This is a genomic window from Oceanicoccus sp. KOV_DT_Chl, from assembly GCF_900120175.1.
Classification (GTDB): Bacteria; Pseudomonadota; Gammaproteobacteria; order Pseudomonadales; family Dasaniaceae; genus Oceanicoccus.
This window is the reverse complement of the sequence record NZ_FQLF01000002.1, coordinates 2,115,035-2,134,707: the sequence shown is the minus strand read 5'-3', so window position 1 is coordinate 2,134,707 and position 19,673 is coordinate 2,115,035. Positions and strand designations below refer to the sequence as shown.

General features: G+C 44.5%; 21 protein-coding genes. 4 read left to right on the top strand and 17 right to left on the bottom strand.

Annotated features, from left to right (window positions below; all coding sequences use genetic code 11):
• Positions 1-57: 57 nt before the first annotated feature.
• Positions 58-240, bottom strand: coding sequence for a hypothetical protein (locus UNITIG_RS13845; protein WP_101759288.1), 183 nt, complete (start codon positions 238-240; stop codon positions 58-60).
• A 138-nt stretch (positions 241-378) separates the two neighbouring features.
• Between UNITIG_RS13845 and UNITIG_RS13840 the strand changes: the two genes are divergently transcribed.
• The gene (locus UNITIG_RS13840) at positions 379-876 is read left to right on the top strand and encodes a peptidylprolyl isomerase (protein WP_101758908.1); all 498 of its coding nucleotides are present in this window, start codon (positions 379-381) and stop codon (positions 874-876) included.
• Between the two features lie 222 nt (positions 877-1,098).
• On the opposite strand, the gene UNITIG_RS13835 is transcribed toward UNITIG_RS13840, so the two are convergent.
• The 6 genes from UNITIG_RS13835 to UNITIG_RS13810 all read right to left on the bottom strand — a co-directional run bounded on the left by UNITIG_RS13835 (position 1,099) and on the right by UNITIG_RS13810 (position 6,446).
• Positions 1,099-1,680, bottom strand: coding sequence for a hypothetical protein (locus tag UNITIG_RS13835; protein ID WP_101758907.1), 582 nt, complete (start codon positions 1,678-1,680; stop codon positions 1,099-1,101).
• Between the two features lie 199 nt (positions 1,681-1,879).
• Positions 1,880-2,500, bottom strand: coding sequence for a hypothetical protein (locus tag UNITIG_RS13830; RefSeq protein WP_101758906.1), 621 nt, complete (start codon positions 2,498-2,500; stop codon positions 1,880-1,882).
• A 132-nt stretch (positions 2,501-2,632) separates the two neighbouring features.
• A complete protein-coding gene (locus tag UNITIG_RS13825; protein ID WP_101758905.1) occupies positions 2,633-3,325 on the bottom strand; it encodes a hypothetical protein in 693 nt (230 codons plus the stop codon).
• Between the two features lie 230 nt (positions 3,326-3,555).
• Positions 3,556-4,416 carry a VPLPA-CTERM sorting domain-containing protein gene (locus UNITIG_RS13820; protein ID WP_101758904.1) on the bottom strand — a complete coding sequence of 287 codons (861 nt, stop codon included), beginning with the start codon at positions 4,414-4,416 and terminating at the stop codon, positions 3,556-3,558.
• Between the two features lie 300 nt (positions 4,417-4,716).
• A complete protein-coding gene (locus UNITIG_RS23600) occupies positions 4,717-5,277 on the bottom strand; it encodes a VPLPA-CTERM sorting domain-containing protein (RefSeq protein ID WP_200821292.1) in 561 nt (186 codons plus the stop codon).
• A 323-nt stretch (positions 5,278-5,600) separates the two neighbouring features.
• Positions 5,601-6,446: a ketosteroid isomerase family protein gene (locus UNITIG_RS13810; protein WP_145999172.1), complete on the bottom strand. Its 846-nt coding sequence runs from the start codon at positions 6,444-6,446 to the stop codon at positions 5,601-5,603.
• A gap of 89 nt (positions 6,447-6,535) precedes the next feature.
• On the opposite strand from UNITIG_RS13810, the gene UNITIG_RS13805 reads away from it, so the two are divergent.
• A complete protein-coding gene (locus UNITIG_RS13805; RefSeq protein WP_145999171.1) occupies positions 6,536-7,405 on the top strand; it encodes a hypothetical protein in 870 nt (289 codons plus the stop codon).
• A gap of 5 nt (positions 7,406-7,410) precedes the next feature.
• Here UNITIG_RS13805 and UNITIG_RS13800 read toward each other — a convergent pair whose 3' ends face one another.
• The 6 genes from UNITIG_RS13800 to UNITIG_RS24405 all read right to left on the bottom strand — a co-directional run bounded on the left by UNITIG_RS13800 (position 7,411) and on the right by UNITIG_RS24405 (position 13,158).
• Complete coding sequence (locus UNITIG_RS13800) at positions 7,411-7,743, bottom strand: hypothetical protein (RefSeq protein WP_101758901.1); 333 nt, start codon at positions 7,741-7,743, stop codon at positions 7,411-7,413.
• Between the two features lie 21 nt (positions 7,744-7,764).
• Positions 7,765-8,202, bottom strand: coding sequence for a D-aminoacyl-tRNA deacylase (gene dtd / locus UNITIG_RS13795; protein WP_101758900.1), 438 nt, complete (start codon positions 8,200-8,202; stop codon positions 7,765-7,767).
• 35 nt (positions 8,203-8,237) lie between these two features.
• The gene (pip, locus tag UNITIG_RS13790; RefSeq protein ID WP_101758899.1) at positions 8,238-9,218 is read right to left on the bottom strand and encodes a prolyl aminopeptidase; all 981 of its coding nucleotides are present in this window, start codon (positions 9,216-9,218) and stop codon (positions 8,238-8,240) included.
• Positions 9,219-9,283: 65 nt separating this feature from the next.
• Positions 9,284-10,627, bottom strand: a complete 1,344-nt coding sequence (locus UNITIG_RS13785; RefSeq protein ID WP_101758898.1) for a sodium-dependent transporter — start codon at positions 10,625-10,627, stop codon at positions 9,284-9,286.
• 159 nt (positions 10,628-10,786) lie between these two features.
• Positions 10,787-11,875: a TonB-dependent receptor gene (locus tag UNITIG_RS24410; protein ID WP_235015394.1), complete on the bottom strand. Its 1,089-nt coding sequence runs from the start codon at positions 11,873-11,875 to the stop codon at positions 10,787-10,789.
• Positions 11,872-13,158: a TonB-dependent receptor gene (locus UNITIG_RS24405; RefSeq protein WP_235015393.1), complete on the bottom strand. Its 1,287-nt coding sequence runs from the start codon at positions 13,156-13,158 to the stop codon at positions 11,872-11,874. Before UNITIG_RS24405 ends, UNITIG_RS24410 begins: the two co-directional genes overlap by 4 nt.
• Before the next feature lie 192 nt (positions 13,159-13,350).
• On the opposite strand from UNITIG_RS24405, the gene UNITIG_RS13775 reads away from it, so the two are divergent.
• Entirely contained in the window at positions 13,351-13,977 is a 627-nt protein-coding gene (locus UNITIG_RS13775; protein ID WP_101758897.1) for a LysE family translocator, read from the top strand.
• A gap of 131 nt (positions 13,978-14,108) precedes the next feature.
• Here UNITIG_RS13775 and typA read toward each other — a convergent pair whose 3' ends face one another.
• The 3 genes from typA to UNITIG_RS24400 form a co-directional block, all read right to left on the bottom strand.
• Positions 14,109-15,923 carry a translational GTPase TypA gene (typA, locus tag UNITIG_RS13770; protein WP_101758896.1) on the bottom strand — a complete coding sequence of 605 codons (1,815 nt, stop codon included), beginning with the start codon at positions 15,921-15,923 and terminating at the stop codon, positions 14,109-14,111.
• A gap of 208 nt (positions 15,924-16,131) precedes the next feature.
• Positions 16,132-17,295 carry a sodium-dependent transporter gene (locus tag UNITIG_RS13765; protein WP_235015392.1) on the bottom strand — a complete coding sequence of 388 codons (1,164 nt, stop codon included), beginning with the start codon at positions 17,293-17,295 and terminating at the stop codon, positions 16,132-16,134.
• Positions 17,267-17,551, bottom strand: coding sequence for a hypothetical protein (locus tag UNITIG_RS24400; protein WP_235015391.1), 285 nt, complete (start codon positions 17,549-17,551; stop codon positions 17,267-17,269). Before UNITIG_RS24400 ends, UNITIG_RS13765 begins: the two co-directional genes overlap by 29 nt.
• A gap of 121 nt (positions 17,552-17,672) precedes the next feature.
• Between UNITIG_RS24400 and UNITIG_RS13760 the strand changes: the two genes are divergently transcribed.
• The gene (locus UNITIG_RS13760) at positions 17,673-18,104 is read left to right on the top strand and encodes a hypothetical protein (RefSeq protein ID WP_145999170.1); all 432 of its coding nucleotides are present in this window, start codon (positions 17,673-17,675) and stop codon (positions 18,102-18,104) included.
• Between the two features lie 5 nt (positions 18,105-18,109).
• On the opposite strand, the gene thiI is transcribed toward UNITIG_RS13760, so the two are convergent.
• Positions 18,110-19,564: a tRNA uracil 4-sulfurtransferase ThiI gene (gene thiI / locus UNITIG_RS13755; protein WP_101758894.1), complete on the bottom strand. Its 1,455-nt coding sequence runs from the start codon at positions 19,562-19,564 to the stop codon at positions 18,110-18,112.
• Positions 19,565-19,673 lie beyond the last annotated feature (109 nt).

Below are 19,673 nucleotides of genomic sequence, written 5' to 3'. Positions count from 1 at the left end.
CAACGTAGTATAAAAAAACCCGGCAAATGCCGGGTTTTTTTATACTACGGAGAACGTCTATAATGCCTGCACCTTGCGCTTACCGCAGCGAGTACACTCTGAGGTTGTGACTAACCGCCCTTGCTTAACATCAAACTGCTGCGAGCTCACTACCTTCCATTTATGGTGTCCGTTTTTACACAGCGTTTGCTTGGGTTTTGCCGCTTTCGCGCGCGGTTTAAAAGGGAGTATATCGGCCACAGGTGACACTCTTATGCTTAACGATTGTCAGCTATTAGCTCACGACCCTGATGCACAGGTCAAGTTGTGCAACACTCACTTTGGTATTAAGATAGCCGCCCATTTTGACCACCCCATAACCACCTAACGAGCCACAGCATGAGTGATAGCAGCGAAAAAATCAGTGCCAACAAAGTCGTCTCATTTCATTACACCCTATTCAACAGTGCCAATGAGCAACTTGAAACCACCCGCGATGGCGAACCCACCTTATTTTTAGTCGGTGCAGACAATGTGTTGCCAAGTGTCGAACAGGCCATGATGGGCAAAGCGGTAGGTGATAGCTTTACTATTAATTTAGCGGCGGTAATGGCTTATGGCCTTCGTGATGAGAACAAAAAAGACCGAATCTCAGCAAAATATCTAAAGCATGAAGGCAAGCTAAAACCCGGCCAAATTGTTCGTATCGATACCGAACAAGGCCGTCGCACCGCTACTGTCATTAAGGTCGGAAAGTTCAGTGTAGACATTGATTTAAATCACCCACTAGCCGGTCAGGATATTCGTTTTGATGTAGAAATTATGGCAGTCCGTGATGGCACTCAGGATGAAATAGCGCACGGTCACGCCCATGGTGTTGGGGGACATCACCATTAAGTGTCTATAGGCCATGAGGGAAATCCCCGTAGTGACTTACATTCAGTCTGATATAAATTAAGATACAGACCGAACCGGGTCATACAGTCTGCTATATGGTTAAAAACGGACCAGATAATTCGATGAAGCTAAAATTTATAATTGTCGAAATGTGCCAAAAGCGGACCAAAGAAGAATAAAAAAGGCTACCGAAATAGCCTTGCAGATAAACTTAGAGGTATGTTATTTCTTGCGCTTAAACCCCACTAGACCAATTAGAGCAGAGCTAAACAGCCATGCTGCAGCGGGTATAGGCAAGACAAAATATAACTCAGTATTAGAGGTCGCAGAGGGCCAACCTCCTTCTCTAGATACAGGTCCATTGGCACTTAAGGACATAGTTACTTCATCTATGTTAATGTAAAAATCAACCAATCCAAAATCAGTGGGGCCATAATTTAAGTAATCGCAATAACCAGAACTTGATATACAGCTTACTACCTGCCTTATACCGCTATCCGCTGGGCTAGTTGCGTCACCAACATGTATTTCTTCTGTGATTTTCTCATCATACAAAACATACCCATATTCATTTCTTCTATACCAATCGATGGTTATATCTAGCTTGGACGATTCTGTATCATATGTCAGAAAATTTATATATCCATATTCGGATGAGGCTGGTGCAAAATCAAAAGTTATAACTCTTTCGTTTTCTTGAATAGATTCCACGATCCCTGACCAAGTTACTACTTTTGCTAGCGTAGACTGACTTAAAATCAATAAAAAAATTAATCTAGCCGAAGCTAATGCTGATTTTTTCATTCATATATCCTCATTTATTATTAGTATAAGCAACCATTTATTATAGCGAAGATCTAGTCGACCTCAAATCAATTACGTCTGCTTTCGGTTGCGACTATCGCGATAACAACGTATCAATAGACCCTGTAGTGCCAACAACAGTCATTAGCAGAATTTAAAAAGGCTCCATAAAAAGAGCCTTAATCTAACCCTTTTAAAGTTACTTCTTACATTTAATTCCAGCTAAACCAATCAATGCTGAGCAAAATAACCAAGCCGCGGTGGGAACAGGTACAGGAGATGGCGTTGAGCTTCTCACAAGAAAATGGCCATAGGTCGAATCTATATAATCTTTAGATCGTGATGATGATCCAGAAAAACTAACTAGAGCAAAATCATTACCACCTTTATCGTAGAGATAGTTACCTCCAAGATATACTTGCGCACTTACTGATGCCGAATCTCCTATAAATCCATATGCACTAGCCCCATTAGATGTTGAAGATATATTTTGAAAGGTAAACCCAAAATTGTTTCCAAGGTTGTCAATACCATTTCTAATAGAGGTTGGAGGATTCTCATCTCCATAATCAGAATTTAAGCCTGATATTAATAATATACTCTGAGCTTCAAGTAATGTCGCATATCTCCACCCCTCAAATTGGCCACCCGCACCTATTTCCACATACACTTGATCAACGCTTAACCCTGCTGTTATATCTAAATGCAGCCAATTTAACGATGTCTCTGAGTCATTTGTATAGTATCCATTATTAATGAATTCCGAATGAGATAATGAGCTTATTAGTGCTGAAAAACATAAGATTATTATTAATTTCATAGGAAGTACTCCATTACGATTATTATATTTATACCACTAGCGTGCCATTAATACTGAACATTGTAAATGGCAGCTAAGGGTCAAAAGCAGTCATTCGCAAAAAAATTCTGGTTGGGCCCCGCCTCTTAACACTTACTCTTCAGAAAAGACTATAGATATTTCGCTAATATCTAAAAAATCAGGTGATGGATTTTCACCAACTTCATCTAGAAGGCTAAAATTACTTTGTGACTGGGTAAAGTCTGTACTGGTTGGAAAGTAGTCTCGTGTATTTAAAGATGGAATAGCAATATTTAGCTTCGCTCGAATTTGTGTGTATTCTGAGATTTTATCTAATCCCTCCTGTATTGATACAGGTACCTTAAAAACCAAGTCATTATTTATTACTTGAATTTCCATGCCTCCCCTTGTTCCTATCCATCTATTATCTCCCTCATATCTCAAGACATCTTGATCTGAAAAACTATCAAAACTAACGCTTTTGGGTAAATCACCCTCTTCTTTTGCATGGTAAGTGTAAAATTTAATATCACCCTCGCTAACCCTCATGTCATTATCAACATCAAAAATTATTTCAAATGAATACTCTATGCGACCTGTACCAGTCTCAGGAAGAGTCTCAGGATAATTAACATCTATAGACGAAGGTAAACTTTCAAAAGTTATTATTGCTGATACATATGGTCCTGTAGCGCTGACTTCGGCCAAGGGGTCAAAAACTATCTCATCAGTTTGTGAAGGAGTAGGGCTGTCTCCGCCACCACCACAAGCAGTAACAGATATAGAAATTAATAGGGCAAATAGGTATGAAAAGGGGAGTGCCACGTTAAGGTCTGCCTAAGTTTTTATAGTTATTGAGCCTGAATTGTATCAACTGCTTCAACTTTCTAAAAGCCAATCCATCCTTGAACAGCGAAACTGTATGGTCAGCAATGGGTCAGGTAGCGACCAGGGGCGCAATCAGGAGCGATGTACGCTTCTGTGCCATTAAGAGACATTAGCAGGCACAAAAAAAGGCCCCGATTAAGGGGCCTTTTAATTAAACAAATCAAAATTTATTTCTTACGCTTAGCCCCAACCAAACCAATCAATGCTGAGCCAAATAGCCATGCAGCGGCTGGAACAGGTACTGGTGTCAAAAATGCCACGTCAATTCCGGCAGTATAACTGCCTCCATTTAGAGTAACTCGCTTTGAATAATCAAAGCTTCCTTCACCCGTTTCAAGATCAATTGTACCCATATAATAACTTCTATTTGGGTCGTTCTCCGGCTTAACAAGCATATTCATTCCGCCAGCTGTGGCGTTAAGACTTGTAATAAGTGTATTACTACCAACATCTCTACCTAAATAATCCTTTAGCCCTAAATAGTCTAAGCTGACTTTAGTGCCTAGCATGGTATTAAGATCGATAGAGTAAAGCGCTCCATCCGGCGAAACATTCATACCCGACATTGCGTAAAGTGTTCCATCATAGCCAAATTCAATATCGCTAACACCAAGGATTCCATTGATAGCCCCTAAGCTTTCAACAGGGCCACCAGAAAGGTTCATTCGATAAAGAAGGCTTGAATTATCAGAGAGTGAGGCTCTATTAGACCAGTATGCGTACTGACCATCATTAGAAACAGTAAATCCACCACCCCAGTCATCGTAGCCAACATCGGTTAAGTGAGTACGTGATCCATCTTCTGCAAGTTGATAGAAAGAGTTTTCAGCCCTATCTACTGCATAAAGGCTACCATCGGGAGCAAAGTCCATCGCATAATAGCCCTGATTTTTAATTAAGGTAAGATCGGCCGTGTTGGGATCAAAGGAAAAAAAGGTGTTATTGCCACTGCCAAACGCTTTGAGTATTTCTGCACTTGTTGAAACAGAAAATAATAAAGTCAAAAGCACCATAAATTGCTTTAACATTGAAAAATCCTTATTCGAGATAATTAGTTTTTATTATTAGTGCTTATTATCCTGCTTGTATCTTTGTTGGTCAATCTCAATGCGCCCTTATTTATGTCCGCTACGGGTCAACAACTCCCGAAAAAGTTCTTTTTCACTTACATGTAAACTAAATTCAAGATAGCGACAGATCTTAATTCAAAAGCTGCCATCACACCTAACGTTTTCACTATTTCTCACCTCAGCTCCGTGTCAATAACGGACATTAGCCAGAATAAAAAAGGTAGCGAAGGAGCCATTCTAGTACATTAGCAAAACTGATTACTTTTTACGCTTGAGCCCAACCAGACCAACTAGCCCGGAACCAAATAACCATGCGGCCGCCGGTACAGGTACTGCACTGGTAACCGTATAGGCAATGTCATAATGAACGTCATCGGATGTAGTAAAGTCAAAAATTAATATGCCATTACCATTCTCGTCAATATTGGATGTTGAGAGTTGAAACGGGGTATCAGTACCGATTGAAAAGTATGAACAAATATTTATCTGGTAGTCGTCACGAACATTGGTACAGCTGGTATAGGCTCCAATACCAGCCCCAGTTGCTGTTATTAGTGTAGAATTGCCTGTCAGATCGTATTCATAAATGTCAGTTACAGCAGTAATAGCATAGGTGTAGGACAGCACATCATTTTCTGTGTCATAAAAACCTGTTCCACCACCCGTTTGAGTTTCAGTTAAAAAAGAAGGATTGCTTTCTTGGCTAACAGTACCCTGCATAGCCAGGTTGACAGGAATTAACGCAGCGCTCGCTGTTGAGCAGACGACCAATAGTACTAGGCTTGATGAAAGCTGTTGGAAAAAGGCTGATAACTTCATGGTACATCCTTAATAATTGTTATTTTTCAATGATTCTTAGCTGTTGCTTTTTTGTGTGGCGATAATCTCACTCAACAAAACAGTCAGTCAAACCGGTTTTGTAAGGTTTTCCGTCACTTTGTAGAAAAAAGTGAATATTTCACTGAAAAGGGTTAAAGGCAGGAATGTCCGCGATGGTTTAACAACAATCATGGGAAGCTAAATTAAACCGTTAGGGTTGATGTCCGCTTCGGGTTAAATAGCGACCTACTATTTGTTTAAAAAATAAAATGAGCAATGACTACTTTACCCTAACAATGGACACCGATCGCCAGTGATATTTTTCAGGTAATGTTTGCGCTAGTACTATCAAGCATCAACAACACTGTTTCAATCCGTTGATGATCCTTACTAAACGTCACCAACATTACCCCTTCAAAACTCTGATCATTTTGCTGCAGCTGACAACTGGCGGTGACGTTCAACCCCGCTGCCAATACTTTTTCTACCGATAAATGGGCTGCCGTTAATAATTCGGGAGACTCTTTCGCTGCCACCAGACAACGCCAGTTAGCCACGGATGTTAGTTGCTGTTCATTAAAGGAGGCAAGCAATTCAATAACTTGCTGCTTACCCGGTTCACCTACACTGCTTAAGGCCTGACTAAATCCGATAGTGCCACTAATACCCAAATAACGCAGTAGCCGCCACCCAGCAAGCGTGCCCGCCACCAGACCGCGCCACCCTCCCTTTAACTGTCGGCCCAGCATTGGCCGCAGCTCCCAGTGTGCTGCCAGCCGACGTATTTTTAGCTCCCCCCCTTGTTCCTCGAGCTCATACAAAAGGTGCATTGGCACTGCTATTTTAAATCGTGCCACCATCTCGATAGTGATGGTTAAATCACGCATCACCCACAAACCACAGACAATATCCTGCCGCACTTGAAAGCTAATCTTATTCGCGGCAATAAAGGTTTGATAAAAGCGATGTAATGGCTCAAAGCCCGCCGCCCCCTCACGGTTACTGTGATGAGGCGCTGACCCTACCGGATCTTCCACCGTATTCTGATTTGCAAAGATTGCCATCCAGGCAGATTCATCATGAGCCGCCACAGCTTGTGGGGATTGCTCCACTAATGCCAGGCACTGGGCAGCAGACCATTTCTTATTTTGCCTCATTGAAGTTTCCATACCGATTTTTTACCTTATTATGAACAGAGTTAAACTGGTCAATTATTTTTATGACATAATAAAACATCTATGACCGTATAATTACAAATATGCCACTTTCATCCTACTACATTGCATTCAGCCTATTCGCGGTATTGTTCGCCGTAATTTCCTGCCCGCTTACCGCAGCGGCAGCTGAAGTGGATACTGTCGATTTTTCACGCAAACAGCTGTTCGAGAATCAGCGCAATATTTTTCTGTTGCGTAAAGAAAAAAATCTTTACATAAAAGAGCTGGCACAAGCCAAACAGGCTTTTAGCCTAAACCCGGATGACGCCACCGCTGCCAATATTCTGGACATCCAGGATTCGATTGCCGTTACGGAAACGGTGCTTGAAAATATTTCAACACTTATTACCCAGCAGCGCTTGTTGCTAGCTAATCAGGAGCGCAGCACTCCGCTTACCGCGTTAGATATCGCACTAAACAAAGCTCTAAATAGCAATCTGCCTGAATTAGTTAAAAATCTATCTAACAACAAAGATGCCAGAAAAGAAATAACCCGACTTAAAAGGTTACTCAGGGAACAAGCGTTACTTTCTAACAGCAGCAAACCTGAAGCAACAGACGGTATTTCAGTGGCTACCGACCAACAGGTCGCGGAAGACGAATTTTTACGCCTATTAGCTTTATTTAGTAGCGGCAAGGCCGACGACGCCGAAGATAAAAATATCGACATCGCTGGTACAATCGACAACACACCGTTTACCACGTCAGAAATTATCAGCTATTTAGGTCACCAACAATACCACATGGAAACGACCGTCTACCGCGGCCAAATGACCTTCACTATCGATGATAAGCCATGGCTATTGGAGGTAAATGATAGTGACGATCAAGCAACCTTTGTTATCATTTATGATTTGCGCAGTGATGAACCGCGAATGGTGATGTTTAATAAATCCTTATTGCTTGAATAACGCGCCTAAAGATCATTCCACCAATCTTTTACGTCACCCCAAATACCAGAGCCACCTTCTTTAACGTCTTCTGCAACATCACCACTGGTATCTTTTGTTTTATCCCAAATCTTACCGCCGGTATCTTTGGTCTTGCCCCATACATCCTTGCTTACTTCTTTGGTTTTCCCCAGCGCGTCCTTACTGCCTTCCTTGGTTTTATCCAATGCTTCGCCACTGATTTCTTTGGTATCTTCCCAGGCATTGTTACTGGCATCTTTGGTTTTATCCCATAAAGATTTTTCTGCCACCACAGTTGAAGAAACTAACAATAAACTTAACACTACTGGCTTTAACATTTAACACCCTCACTCTAGCTATTACACTTCCAATAAAAACGTAACCGGCCCATCATTGACCAAGCTAACCTGCATATCGGCAGCAAACTGACCTGTCTCAACAACAACGGATTGCCTTCTAATTGTCTCGACCAGCAATTCGTACAAATGTTCAGCTAAATCAGGACTTGCTGCCGAAGAAAAACCGGGCCGTAAACCTTTACGAGTATCTGCTGCCAGAGTGAATTGCGAAACCATTAGCATAGCGCCATTGATATCACTGACACTTAAATTCATTTTTCCTTCAGCATCTGAAAAAACCCGATAAGCAGTCAAACGCGCCGCCATTTTCTCAACACTTTGCTCATTGTCCTGTTTTTCTACCCCTAACAGAACTAACAAGCCCTGACCTATCTCGCCAATTTTTTTATTATCAACAACAACACTGGCTGTCGAAACTCGCTGTATCAATGCTTTCAATAGCTACCTCAAAAAAATAGTTAATTATCCCCCGCTCAATCGGAAGCATCATCTCCCTCATCCTCAGGACGAAATCGCCGCGCCATATCACGCGTTGCCCGGACCAGAGCATCAATAATACTTGGCTCAGATGAAGAGTGCCCTGCGTCACGCACAATATTTAGCTGACTATCGGGCCACACATTATGTAATGCCACCGCATTGTCTAACGGGCACACCATGTCGTAACGGCCATGCACAATAATACTGGGAATGCCCGCTAACTTATTCGCATTATTTAGAATTTGATTGGGTTCAATAAAACTATTATTGACAAAATAGTGTGCTTCAATTCGCGCCAATGCCAACGCGGTATGCGGATCACCAAAATGGTCAACCAGATCGCGACTAGGACGCAGGGTTGCACAGCGCGCCTCCCAGACTGACCAGGCTTTCGCCGCCCCCATTCTTGCCAATTCATTATCACCGGTCAGCAACTCATAATACGCATGAATAAAATCATTGCGTTTCGATAGCGCTATCGGATGCACATAATCCTCCCAGTAATCAGGGAAAACCAAGCTCGCTCCATGTTGATAAAACCAGCGTAAGTCCTGCTCACGGCACAAAAATATACCGCGCAAAATCAAACCCATGACTCGCTCAGGATAAGCCTGCGTATACAGCAGCCCTAAAGTTGAACCCCAGGAACCACCAAACAACACCCACTGCTCAATATTCAAAAACTGGCGTATGGCTTCAATATCAGCGATCAATGCCTGCGTGTTATTATTTTTTAATTCGGCATGAGGGGTCGAACGACCTGCACCCCGCTGATCAAAAGCAATAATGCGATAACGCTCGGGATCAAAAAAACGCCGCGTATTTTTATCACAACCGGCACCTGGTCCGCCATGAATAAACAACACCGGAATGCCATCCGGATCACCGCTTTCTTCCAAATACAGTCGGTGAATATTATCTACCGCCAGCTGGTGGCGTTGATAAGGTTTTATTTCAGGGTATAGCGTCATCATCTGTTGCGACACCTTCTACAGCGAGCGATGTTACCGCCGCCGCACTAGAGTTAAATCAATACTGTTTATACGACACTTTGTATAAACGCCGTCATTATTAAGACCGGACAAAAAAACCGCACATACGTAGGCCAAACTTTCCAAAAAAAACCACCTTGAATTTCCGGGTGGCCTTTTTTAATTTCAGCTAACAAATTATCCCGGTGCCAAATCCAGCCGACAAAGATACACAATAACACACCCAATATAGGCTGACTGTAAACGGTGGTGAGATCAATAACAAAACCAAAAAGCGCATCAAAATTGAGCAATATCAACGTCGAAATACAGAAGATTATTGCTCCTATCGCCCAGGTAGCTTGCACCCGGCTAGCCGCTGTTTCTTCCGCCGCCAAGGAGACAGGCACTTCCAACATTGATATGGAAGAGGTCAGTGACGCAATGGACATCAGTACAAAGAATGCAAGCCCTACCACCATACCCACACTGCCCATCGACTTAAATAACACCGGCAATACCTGAAAGATCAAATCCGGTCCCGCAATCAACTGGCCAGCATCAGTAAATATTTCTGCACCATATTGTTTAGCGACATAGATAGCAGGGATAATTAATAACCCTGCTATAAAAGCTATCCCCGCATCGACCAAAGTTACCGCAGCACCCAACGCCGGCAGGCTCTCTTCTTCACTAAGATACGAGCCATAAATTAACATCGTTCCCACCCCCAGTGACAATGAGAAAAAAGCCTGTCCCATCGCATCAATAATTAACCGGGGGTTGATCTGTGAAAACTCCGGTAATAAATAAACCCTTAAACCTTCACTGGCACCATCCTGTATCAGTACATAAATAATTAATCCCACTAGAATAACTATCAATAGAGGCATTAATCGAGTCGACCACTTTTCAATCCCGCCGGTAACGCCTTTAGCAATGATCGATATAGTCAACATCATAAACAGCGCCATAAATATAATATTGCGCTCAAAGCTAAAACTCACCAACCACTTGCTCACGTCAGACCAACCCAATATCTGACAAACAGATTCCAGCAAAAAAGCCAGCATCCACCCCGCCACGATGGCATAAAAACTTAAAATCAAACTTGCCGTAATAACACCATAACAGCCCACCGCAGTGCCCAGACGATAGGTAAACTTACCCGTCGAGATACCTCGCAACGCCGTCATCACATTAGCGCGAGCATGCCGACCAATAATCAACTCCGCCATTAACGCCGGATAGGCCAAACAAAAAGCGAGAACAAAATAAACCAGCACAAAAGCCGCACCACCGTTGCTGGCGGTTTGGGTGGGAAAGCCCCAGATATTACCCAAGCCGATTGCCGAACCGGCAGCGGCCATGACAAAACCGGTTTTGGAGGAGAATTGTTCTCTGGATGCCATAGTTTGACTACCTGTTTTCATTCTTATAGTACGATGCCAGTGAAATATTGCGCACACAATCCCCACATTATACTTATTCATTACTCTAAAGTTAGCGTAACCAGCGGAATGAAGACAAAAAAGGCGCCCGAAGGCGCCTTATACGATTGTCGCTGGTTCTTAGAAAGACTTGCGAACAGTCACCCCCATTGTACGTGGTTGATTGGTTCTATAGCCCAATCGTGCACGACCACCGCGCTCACGATCAAAAGAAAGATCCACATTCTCATCGGCAATATTATTAATGTAAAACACTGTCTCCCAAGAACCGGATATAATCCCCGCACTTAAATTAATCAACTGGTAAGCATCCAGCTCAAGGTCGAGATTGGTTTCTTCATTGCCCGTTGCTCCTCCAAACGGTAGGCCGGAAGTGAAATCCCCAGCCCCGGAGACTTGATCACCTGGCTGCGTAATTCTCTCTCCTACATACTGGAAGGTCGCGGATATATATCCTTCTGCACCATAAGCAATAGCTTCAGCATTGAAATTGTATGTCGCAGTAGCAGCAAATTGAAACTCAGGCACAGAGGCAAGTTTGTTACCATCCTCTAAACCGCCTAACGCTCCACCGCTAGCGCTCGGTATTGTAGAATCAAACTCAGACTCTATAACACTCATTGCAACTGAAAAATCCAATCCATCCATAGGCTGGGCATTCAACTCAACTTCAACCCCTGCCGTATGCGCTTCCGGAACATTAAAAACCACTCGAGAAGAACAAGACCCGGCATCCAATGTCACTTGTAAATCTTTTATATCGGCGTAAAAGACCGCGGCATTAAATGAGAAGGTACTGGTTAACTGCGACTTAATACCGACTTCATAGTTGGTCAGGGTTTCTTCATCATATTCTGGATTACCACCAAAATTCACCACATCATCAGCACCGCACAATCCAATATTCAACGGATCATTCGCTCCGCCCTGACGAAAGCCTTGCGAAATTTGGCTATTCACCGTGGTGGCATCAGTCAAGTCGTAACTCAACATGACCCGAGGATTAACACCATCAGCGGTAGTCTTGTCGTAGTCATTGTCACCGTTAGAGAAAAAGCCGCCAGAATTAAACTCCCGCTCTTCCTCAAAGTCATACCAACGCAAGCCAAAAGTACCATGCAGCTTTTCGGAAAAATCGTAATTCACTTCCCCGAACACAGCGATCTGCTCGAATGTGTAGGGTAAGTCCGCATTATAAGGTGAGTTCAACGGGAAACCGTTGGCAGCCCCTGCCGAGGTGCCCGCCCCAAAGCTGCATCTGCAAATGCATCATAACCGGGGGTTGGTAAACGTTGCTCATATTCCCTATCGGTGTCTGAATAAAAAGCTCCAACCAGCCATTGCAATGCACCATTACCATTTGAGCTCAATCTAACCTCTTGTGTCAGCTGTTCTAAATCCGTGGTATCGCGCAAATTAGAAGGGAGCAAAACCCCTGCATCAGGGATGCCGACATCAACCGAAACACTTCCCGTTAAAGCGCTCGCATCACGGCTGACCAAAATATCCCGTTCGGTATAACTTGTTATCGAAGTGATATCAAAAGCATCAAGATTAATTTCCACCACCAAATCCGCCAGTAATGTTTCATCGGTGAACTTTTCATCCAATAAAAGATACTGTTCGCGCTCACCCAGTTGGATCGCAGGGCGGGTTGTGGTGTAAGGGTTAGCGTATAAATTAAAAACCTCTTGCCGATTGAAACCATCAGATTCCAGCTCTTGATAGGTAATACGAGGGGTAATAGTTAAACTTTCGGTAGGTTGAAATTTAAGTGCTATCCGGCCACCAGTTCGTGTGCCGCCATTAACATCTCTGGACCTTGCACCGTTTTCACCCAGCGCATCAATATAACCTGCATACTCGGTATTATAAGCCACCACTCGCATTGCCAAGGTGTCGCTAATGGGTATATTAACCATGCCCTTGAAGTGCCCGCCCTCTTCACCATCAGTCACGGTGTGAAAGTTCGCTTCAATTAGCCCTTCGACGCTTTCAAAAGTGGGCTGGTTAGTAATATAACGAACGGTGCCCCCTACCGAACCGGAGCCAAAAAGTGTTCCCTGTGGCCCTCTTAAGGTTTCAACTCGATTAAGGTCAAACAAATCGAAATCCGGAGTAAACAACGACAAAGAAATGACTGACTCATCTAAATAGATACCGACCTGCTCTTTTACACCAGGTTGATCACGGATTACCTGCCCCGCAGAAACACCCCGGATAGATACCTGACTTTGGCCCGGCCCAAGATTTTGAATACTCAAACCTGCCACATTTCTCGCCAAGTCCTCAAGACTACCGGCACCAGCCCGCTGGATATCTTGCTGAGTTTGCGCATTAATTGAGAATGGCACGTCCTTAATTGAAGTGCTGCGCTTGGTCGCTGTTACCAACACCTCTTCAATAGTGGCTCGCTCCGCCGCTACGCCTCCTGAATAAACTGCAACTATTGCAGCAGGCAATAAGGCTTTCACCCATTTTTTTGTATTCATATTTGTCTCCCCCATTAATATTATGTTGCCGGCACTTAATGACCGACTCCTTAAAAAGTAGATTCAGCTCATTAAATAAGCAAATTTATGGGGTATTTTGGTGCATAATATCGAACCACAAGCGCTCAATAGCTACTACAGCTCGCTACCGGCCGAAAACCTAGCCAATTACATCTCAACTCAGAATTCACTATGACCACCACCACTTGGCTATCCCTACTCACACTCTGCGCTCTCGGTGCTATGAGCCCAGGGCCGAGCCTGGCGGTGATTATCCAAATTACCGCTAAAAGTAATCGTCAACACGGGATCGTCGCGGCCATAGCTCACGGTCTGGGCATTGCTTGTTACGCATTACTGGCAGCGCTAGGTTTGGCCGTTGTAATTACGCAAAACCCGGCAGTGTTTAGCGGCTTGAAAATTCTTGGGGCAGGCTTTTTACTCTACCTTGGATTTAAGGCTTTAGGCCTGTTACCGAACCAGACTCCTCCGGCACCACACAACCAGCAAGCTAGCTACCACACTGAAACCTTAAGCCGTAGTTTCAGGGTCGGTTTTTCAATCGCCATCCTGAACCCCAAAGTCGCCTTGTTTTTTCTCGCACTATTTAGTCAATTTGTTAGCGAGCAAGCAGACCTATCAGAAAAGCTGATGATGGCGGGCACTGCCGCAACGATTGATGCGGCGTGGTATTGCTTGGTCGCCAGCGCCGTATCCAGACCGCAAGTAATGGCAATGTTTACCGGTTATAGTGATAAATTGGAGAAACTTTTTGGCGTGCTAATCATTTGTTTAGCGGTGCTGGTGATAATAAATTAAACTCACAGGCAAAAAAAATGGCCTGAATTAATAAGCCTAGCGACTCATTACTCCAAACCATTGATTCCCGTTTTCACAGGAATAACGCTATCTTAAAAAGGTTGCCACAACAGTGGCAATCAACACGCTAATTACTTGGCATTACCGGCACGCTTGCGCGCATTTTCCGTCAGTAATTTTTTACGAATACGAATGCTGACTGGCGTAACTTCTACCAGTTCATCATCTTCAATAAATTCTAACGCCTGTTCCAAGGTGTGTTTGACTGGCGGCACCAAGGTTAACGCTTCGTCGGTGCCTGAAGCACGTACGTTAGTCAGCTGCTTACCTTTGGTCGGGTTAACCGCCAAATCGTTGCTGCGCGAGTGCAAACCTACTACTTGTCCTTCATAAATTTCTACCGCATGGCCAAGGAACATACGTCCACGATCCTGCAAATTAAATAATGAAAAGCTTGCCGTCTTGCCGGTAACCATAGAAACCATCACACCATTTTGACGACTAACCACTTCACCAATTTTTACTGGGCCATAGTGATCAAAAATACTGGTTAAAATGCCTGAACCTGAGGTCATGGTTAAAAACTGCGAACGGAAACCAATTAAGCCGCGCGAAGGAATCATAAATTCCAATTTAACTCGACCTTTACCGTCGGGTTCCATATTAGTCATTTCAGCTTTACGCAACCCCAGCTCTTCCATAATGGAACCTTGATGCTGATCTTCTACATCAATTACCACTTGCTCATAAGGCTCCTGGATTTCACCATCGACTTCACGTTGGATAACTTCCGGACGCGATACACCCAGCTCATAACCTTCGCGACGCATGGATTCAATTAACACTGATAAATGCAATTCACCACGGCCAGAGACTTTAAATTTATCCGGCGTATCACCGGTCTCTACTCGCAACGCCACGTTGTGAATTAATTCCTGCTCCAAGCGATCTTTAATATTGCGCGAAGTGACAAACTTACCTTCTTTACCAGCGAACGGTGAATCGTTAACCTGAAACGTCATGCTCACTGTTGGCTCATCTACGCTTAACGCAGGCAAAGCTTCAACGGCTGCGGGATCACATAAGGTATCGGAAATACTTAGGCCTTCGATACCGGTAATACAAACAATATCGCCAGCACTGGCTTCTGCCACTTCGATACGCTCAAGGCCCAAATAGCCCATGACCTTGAGGACTTTGCCTTTTTTCTCTTTGCCATCAGCGCCCACTACTATCACTTGCTGATTAGGCTTGAGCGATCCGCGAGCGATCCGACCGACACCGATAACACCAACATAGCTAGAGTAATCCAATGCGGATACCTGCATCTGGAAAGTGCCATTAACATCAACAGCTGGCGGCTTAACCTGATCAACCACCAACTGAAATAACGGGGTCATGTCCTCAGCCATATCGTCCACATCCAAACCGGCAATACCGTTCAGGGCGGAGGCGTATATAACCGGGAAGTCCAACTGCTCGTCAGTTGCACCTAGACGATCAAATAAATCAAACACCTGATCCATCACCCAATCAGGGCGAGCACCCGGGCGATCTACTTTATTGATAACAACAATCGGGTTCAAACCCTGCTCGAAAGCCTTGGAGGTAACAAAACGGGTTTGCGGCATTGGGCCATCGACCGCATCAACCAGCAGCAGTACGCAATCTACCATCGATAACACCCGCTCTACTTCACCACCGAAATCGGCGTGCCCAGGGGTGTCTACGATGTTGATATGGTAGCCATTCCACTCAATGGCGGTATTTTTGGCGAGGATGGTGATACCGCGCTCTTTTTCCTGATCGTTGGAATCCATCACGCGCTCGGAGCCTTCATCGCGGCGATCCAGGGTACCGGACTGGGACAATAGTTTGTCTACCAAGGTGGTTTTACCGTGGTCAACGTGGGCAATAATGGCGATATTACGAAGTTTTTCAATCACTGGGAGTTACCTGTGGAAGTTCCTGAATAGATGGCAGGGTAAAAAAGGTGGCGGATTATACATCAATTGCTTGCGGAGTGGGTTAAGGATTAACCCTTATTTCGCTAAACTGCGGATAAATAGACCAACATCGCGGAATCTGTATAGAAGGAAATAGGAGGAAGGTGACAATTGCCCCTGCTAGTACCCAGGTTCAAACCCTGGCTTTTTAACCAATCAGGCTGAAGCCCCAGTACTTAAGCAGCACAGTATTGATAAACACCAGTAACAAAATCACCGGAATAAAGGTGCTCAAGGCAAAATTAACATAGCGCTCAATCCAGGAGCCCTTATAACCATCATCACCCACTTCCAGCTCAGCATTGAAATTGTGCTGCCGCCACCGGTAAATCACAAACAAGCAGACCAGGAGGCCATTTAATGGCAGCACCGTGTCATAAAATACATCAATAATGACATCAAAGAGTGATTTACTGACCCCGGCATAACTCACCAAACTGGTTAACCCGTCAACCCGGCCAAACGATAAAATACAGGCAAAAGTTAACATCGCCATAGAGGCACTTAACACCAGCAATGCCTTGGGGCGCGAATAACCTTTCTCTCCTACCAACGTTGAGGTAGGTACTTCCGTAATCGAGACCAGCGAGGTCAGTGCCGCGAAGAACACCAATAAGAAAAATAACGCTGCTACCGCGCTCGCCCCCACATAGCCAATCGTCGCCTGTAGCGCCAAAAATATTTTAGGCAGAAAACTGAAGATCAAGCCAACTGACGAATCACTTAAATCAGCGGTATTGGTTGCAGGGTTAAACGAGAAAATGGCAGGAATAATCAATAAGCCCGCAGCAAAAGCTACGCCCGTATCCATCAAAGCGACAAACTTGGCCGAGTTAGCGACGCTTTCACTTCGCGACATATATGAGCCATAGGTAATCATAATCCCCATACCCAGCGAGAGCGAAAAAAAGGCCTGGGATAGCGCGCCATTAATGACTCCAGCATTGATTTTACTAAAGTCAGGCACCAGATAATACGTCACTCCGGCAAAAGCGTTATCTAAAGTCAGCACAAACAACACCAGGGCAATCAACATCACAAATAGCGTCGGCATCAAAATTTTCGCGGCGCGCTCAATGCCTCCCTTAACGCCGCCAAGTAAAATACCATTTACCATAACCGCCACAACAACAAAGTACACAAACACTTTATTACTGTTAATAAAGGTGCCAAAGGTATCAGGGTCAGCTAATAGGTCCAGATTACCTATCACTGCTTCACACAAATAACCAAAAACCAAACCGTAATCACCATATAAAACACGGCAATCATATAAGGGGTGATCACCACCAGCCAACCGGCCAAAGGCCATAGCGAAGAGCCCGGCGACAGAGTTCGGTACGCCCCAAGCGGATCTTTTTGGAGTGACGACCGACTGACAATTCGGCCAACATGACCGGCAAACACACAAAGAACACAAACAGGGCATAGACCAATAAGAAAGCACCACCGCCATTTTTTGCCGCTGCTACCGGAAACCCCACCAGATTGCCAATACCTACAGCAGAGCCTGCTGCCGCTAAGATAAAGCCAATGCGCGAACCAAACTGCTCTCTTGAGGTGGCCATAAATTTTCTCTACCTGCGGATGTATTTATTATTTCGCTTGGCGTTTATCATAGCAGTTTTTAGCTGAGACAAAAGCCAGCTCAGGTTTCAGCCTTAACAATAAGCCTAATCAGGAAAGCCCTTGAACACTGACAACTTACGTATGGCCACGCTGGTGTTATTAATACTCTGCGTTGGCTTGTATTTTTACACCGGCGAACAGCAGGACTTCTATGACCGCCACGCCAAACCGGTAGCAGAAAACATGTTACAAGAGCTCAGCCAATGGCGACGCGAAGCACTATTAAAATATTTATCGGACGAAGCCAGGCAAACCCTGACTGAGTCACAAATCAATAAACTGTTAGATCACTACCGCCAATTCGGCCAACTGAAAAGCATCGATGATTTGGAATTCTCACGACTGGCAAGCGCGCTATCGCTGTTTGGAAGGGCACATATCAATTATCGCTCGGACGCCAGCTTTAGTGGTGGTCGCGCCCATATCAATATCACTCTAACACCAGCACCGAGTGGCTATAAAATATATAATTTTAGTATCAATAAAATTTAGTGACTCTACGATGGCCGGTACACTTTGACATTGGTATAACCCTGCTCAAGCAAATGCGAGGCATGTAATTTACTCATCACCCCCTTATCGCAATACAATAAATACGTTTTGGATTTATCCAGCTCTGCAAAACGACGATGCAGGTCATAAAATGGAATTTTTTCTACTGTAACTGCCTGTGGCTGTAGCGGTTTACGCTCTTCCTCACTCGGATGACGCACATCGATAATGATGCCATCCTGAATCGGTACCTGTAGTACTTCGACATCCTGGCTAGTTAGATCCTGCTCAGCAATTTCATCAATATTGGTATAGACCGCTTCCGCTAATGCCTTTTCCAAAACCGCAAAATCAAATTTAGTTTCTTCGTGCTCTATACGCTCAGGCTTGGCTCTAGTCGTCGGCTTCACCGAAATAACACCACAATATTCCGGCATCACCGCGGCAAATTCTTCAGTGCCAATTTTACGCGCAGTGCGAATAATATCTTCTTTGTCCGAGGTAATTAACGGACGCATCACCAAAGTATCGGTTACCGCATCAATCACTGTCAGGTTTCTCAAAGTTTGGCTGGAAACCTGCGCCACCGCCTCGCCAGTCACTAAAGCTTCGACATCTAAACTGGCCGCCACTTGTTCCGCCGCACGCAACATCATCCGCTTTAAAATAACACCCATCTGAGCATCATCTACGTTCTTTAAAATTTCTGACACTACCCCCTCAAAGGGCACCGAAATAAATTTTACTCTTGATCCCCCGCCAAACTTTAGCCACAAATACAAAGCGACTTCTTTTACCCCAATTTCATGATCGCGACCACCGAGATTAAAAAAACAAAAGTGGGTACGCATACCACGCCGCATGGTCATATAAGTAGAAACAGTGGAGTCAAAACCACCCGAGATTAAACTCACCACCGAATCCAGACTACCCATCGGGAAGCCACCCAAACCCGGATAACGCTGATTAATGATGAACAAACGATCATCACGCAACTCGAGTCGCACGGTAATATCGGGATTGTGTAAATCAACGCCATTGCTATCACTGTGTTGATTTAAACCACCGCCAATATATTGTTCTAGCTGATGCGAGCTAAACTCATGCTTACCGACCCGCTTGCAGCGCACGACAAAAGAGCTGCCCTGCAAACGATGCCCCCACAGAGCCTGAGTTTTTTCATAGGCGTCATGCATATCATTGAAGGGATATTCTTTGACATCGAGAAAATGCGCGATCCCGGACGTGCAGGACAGCGCATCGATAATCTGCCCGTGTAACGACTCATCTACCCCCTGACACTGCACGATAATTTTGTCCCAATCACTCTCCACCACAATCGCCGGATCGAGAAGCCGCAGCACATTGCGCAAATTGGTACGCAACTGTTTCACAAATTGCTTGCGCACCGGCTTGCTTTTGATGGTGATTTCAGGGAAAAACTTAACGATAAATTGCATAAAAGTGCACGGGCCTTGTTAACCAAATTGAGAACCAGAGGGAATAGCACCCGGAATTGTCAGGCTGCCTGGCGAAATAATCGGCGCATTATAACGGATAACGAGGATG